This is a genomic window from uncultured Campylobacter sp. (assembly GCF_937997465.1).
Taxonomy (GTDB): Bacteria; Campylobacterota; Campylobacteria; order Campylobacterales; family Campylobacteraceae; genus Campylobacter_A.
In genome coordinates this window covers 1-3,117 of sequence record NZ_CALKTQ010000263.1, presented here as the reverse complement: position 1 = coordinate 3,117, position 3,117 = coordinate 1, and the positions used below count along the sequence as shown (strand labels likewise).

Annotated in this window: 4 protein-coding genes and 1 pseudogene; 4 read left to right on the top strand and 1 reads right to left on the bottom strand. The window is 50.7% G+C overall.

Annotated features, from left to right (window positions below; genetic code table 11):
- From Q0546_RS08685 to Q0546_RS08670, 4 genes are all read left to right on the top strand, one after another.
- Positions 1-643, top strand: a 643-nt coding sequence (locus Q0546_RS08685) for an MqnA/MqnD/SBP family protein (protein WP_298792247.1), incomplete at its 5' end; no start/stop codon positions are given.
- Positions 643-909: a flagellar biosynthesis protein FliQ gene (fliQ, locus tag Q0546_RS08680; protein ID WP_002953589.1), complete on the top strand. Its 267-nt coding sequence runs from the start codon at positions 643-645 to the stop codon at positions 907-909. The genes Q0546_RS08685 and fliQ, both read left to right, overlap by 1 nt.
- Positions 906-1,691 (top strand): UDP-N-acetylmuramate dehydrogenase, encoded by a 786-nt coding sequence (locus Q0546_RS08675; RefSeq protein WP_298792245.1) that lies wholly within the window; start codon positions 906-908, stop codon positions 1,689-1,691. The genes fliQ and Q0546_RS08675 overlap by 4 nt, the downstream gene beginning before the upstream one ends.
- A gap of 12 nt (positions 1,692-1,703) precedes the next feature.
- On the top strand, positions 1,704-2,687 hold the full coding sequence (locus Q0546_RS08670; protein WP_298792243.1) for an alpha/beta hydrolase: 984 nt from the start codon (positions 1,704-1,706) through the stop codon (positions 2,685-2,687).
- Positions 2,688-2,858: 171 nt separating this feature from the next.
- Here Q0546_RS08670 and Q0546_RS08665 read toward each other — a convergent pair.
- A pseudogene (locus Q0546_RS08665) lies at positions 2,859-3,117 on the bottom strand (hypothetical protein); the annotation flags it as partial.

Below are 3,117 nucleotides of genomic sequence, written 5' to 3'. Positions count from 1 at the left end.
GGCGGTGAGCTTCGGCGAGGGCTACGGACCAAAGCTGGTTAAGAAAAAGGGCGCGATTTTAAAGCGAAATTTCAAGGTCGCGCTAAGCGGCAAGCACACGACAAACGCCCTGCTTTTTCGCATGGCATACCCGCAGGCGCGCATAGTTTATAAAAACTTTCTCGACATTGAGGGCGCGGTTTTAAGCGGCGAGGTGGACGCGGGCGTGCTGATACACGAGAGTATTTTGGATTTTTCGGATGAGCTTTGCGTGGAACGCGAGATCTGGGATATCTGGAGCGAGCTAGCGGGCGAAAATTTGCCGCTGCCGCTCGGAGGTATGGCGGTTCGCCGCAGCCTACCGATAACGGACGCTACCGAGTGCGAGCGCGTGCTAACGGAGGGCGTACGTATCGCCACCGCGCATAAGCCGTTTTTGTCGCACATGCTGATGGAGCGAAATTTGATCCGCGTCGATAAAGAAAAGCTAAAAACCTATCTAAATCTCTACGCAAACGATAGCTCCCTATCTATGAACGAAACGCAGATAAAGGCGGTAAACAAGCTCTTTGCGCTTGGCTACGAGCGCGGTTTTTATCCGCTACCGATCAAGGCCGAAAACTATCTCGTGCCGACCGAGTACAACGATATAAGGTTTAGCTAATGCAATCAACGCTCATAGAACTCGGTATCGAAACCTTTAAGATCGCGCTATATCTGAGCTTTCCTATGCTGCTCGCTGGCCTGTCGGCGGGCCTTATCATCAGTATATTTCAGGCTACGACGCAGATAAACGAGATGACGCTAAGCTTCGTGCCAAAGATCATTCTCGTCGTCGTCGTGATTATATTTTTGATGCCGTGGATGGTCTCGATGATGGTCGATTTCACGACGCGTATGATAGAGTTTATCCCGAATTTCGTGCAATGACGCAGCTTGTAGATTTTTCTAAATTTAGCTCGGTGCGAGTGGGCGGCGTGCACGAGGTGGCGGTGCTAGAAAGCATTGAGGACGCTCTAAAGCCGGAATTTGCCGGCCGCGTGATGATAGGCGGCGCGAACAACCTACTCGTTTCGCCAAACCCGCCCGCGATGATGATGTTAGGCGGTGCGTTTGATTATATAAATTTGAGCGGCGACGTGCTTAGTATCGGCGCTGCGACGAAGTCGGGCAAAATTTACAACTTCGCCAAAAAGCATAATATCGGCGGATTTGAGTTTTTGCAAAATATCCCGGGCACGCTTGGCGGACTAATAAAAATGAACGCGGGGCTTTGCGGCGTTAGCATCAGCGACGACTTGCTCGCGGTGCGGCTGGGACGCGGCTGGATAGAGCGCGAGAGGATGAGCTTTAGCTACCGCAAAAGCGGGATAGATGAGCCGATTTTCTGCGCCAAGTTTAAAATTTCGCGCGAATTTGACGCAGCGCTCGCCGCCGATTTTGCCGCCAAGCGCGCAAATCAACCAAAGGGCGCTAGCTTTGGCAGCTGTTTCGTAAATCCGCCAGGAGACTACGCGGGCAGGCTGATCGAGGCTGCCGGGCTAAAGGGCTACGCGATAGGCGGGGCTAAATTTAGCGAGCAGCATGCAAATTTCATCGTAAATTTTAACGCCGCGAGCTTTGCGGACGTGACGGGACTCATAAATTTAGCTCACGAGCGCGTTTTGGAGAAATTCGGCATAGAGCTAAAAACCGAAGTGGTAATACTCTAAAAAGGAGAAACTATGAAAATAAGCAAAAAAGCAGCGGCCCTAGCGCTAGCTGCAGGAATGCTTTCCTCTCTGGGCGCGCAAGGCCTAAAAGATCACAAAAATATGCAGATCATAGACGTTGCCGTCAAGCGAGCCGAGCTCGAACTCATCTCAAATCTTGTCTACGCCCAGCCGCCTATCTACGGCTACAAAAACAAAGCGCTAGAAATGGACGTGATAAAACCAGTAACCAAAGAGCCGTTGCCGGCGGTGCTTTTTGTACCGGGCGGAGGTTTCATCTCGTCAAATAAAACCAAATTTCTCCAACCTCGTATGGATATCGCGCAAGCAGGCTACGTGGTCGCAGCCATCGAGTACCGCGTGGCTCCGGAGGTCAAATTTCCGGATCCGCTCATCGACGTAAAATCTGCGGTAAGATTTTTACGAGCAAATGCGGATAGACTAGGTATCGACCCCGCCAAGATCGCAGTCATGGGCAACTCGGCAGGCGGATACCTGGCTGCAATGACTGGCACGACAAACGGCATCAAGGAATTTGATCAGGGCGAAAATCTAAGCGAGAGTAGCGACATACTCGCGGTTATCGATATCTACGGCCTCTCCGATCTCGCCAAAATCGGTCACGGCTACGCCAAAGAACTCGAGGAAGAACACTACTCTGCATCCGCTCCCGAGGGGCTATGGCTAAACGGCATGGCGACAAACTCGCGCACGAGCGGCGACGTACTAAAATATCCGGAACGAGCCGCCAAAGCCAACCCGATCAACTATGTCTCAGCTACCACCCCGCCGTTTTTGATCATGGTCGGCGACCAAGACAAACGCGTCTCGCCTAATCAGTCAGAGCTCATGCATGAAGCTTTGTTGCAAAAGGGCGCAGACTCAAAACTCATAGTCGTAAAGGGCGCCGATCACGGCGGACCGCAGTGGGCGCAAAAGCAAATTTCGGATATTTTAATCCAATTTTTAGATAAAAACTTAAAGGGCAAGAAGTAAAATTTTACTCCAAACTCGAATAAAATTCGGCAAATTTGGCAGGCCTGCGAGCCTTGCGGAGAAAATTTGGTTTTTACCTTGTTTTGTAGGCTTGTCAAATTTGTCAAATCTTATTTTTACGGTGTGCTTGCGGCATAAATTTGACTGCTAAATTTATTTTAGATCGGTTGCCTAAACCCAGGCCAAATAGTAGCCCGCTAAAGCCGCGACGATGGCGATGAGAGTAAGCGCGGCCGTTAGTTTATATAGCCGAATGGCTCCGGCGCAGCGACTTTTCATATCGCGGATTTTGGGCGGCTTGCTAGCTAAATTTAGCTCCGCAAGCGCCGCGTCAAATTTACCGCAACCCAGCCTCCCATCCGCAAAATCTCTAAAAATCAGCGTATCAAAATGCAGCCTAACATGCAGATAAAATAACCCCGCAAAAGCC

Coding starts and splice junctions, on each gene's coding strand:
- fliQ (WP_002953589.1), top strand. CDS start 643: ATGCAATCAACGCTCATAGAACTCGGTATCGAAACCTTTAAGATCGCG.
- Q0546_RS08675 (WP_298792245.1), top strand. CDS start 906: ATGACGCAGCTTGTAGATTTTTCTAAATTTAGCTCGGTGCGAGTGGGC.
- Q0546_RS08670 (WP_298792243.1), top strand. CDS start 1,704: ATGAAAATAAGCAAAAAAGCAGCGGCCCTAGCGCTAGCTGCAGGAATG.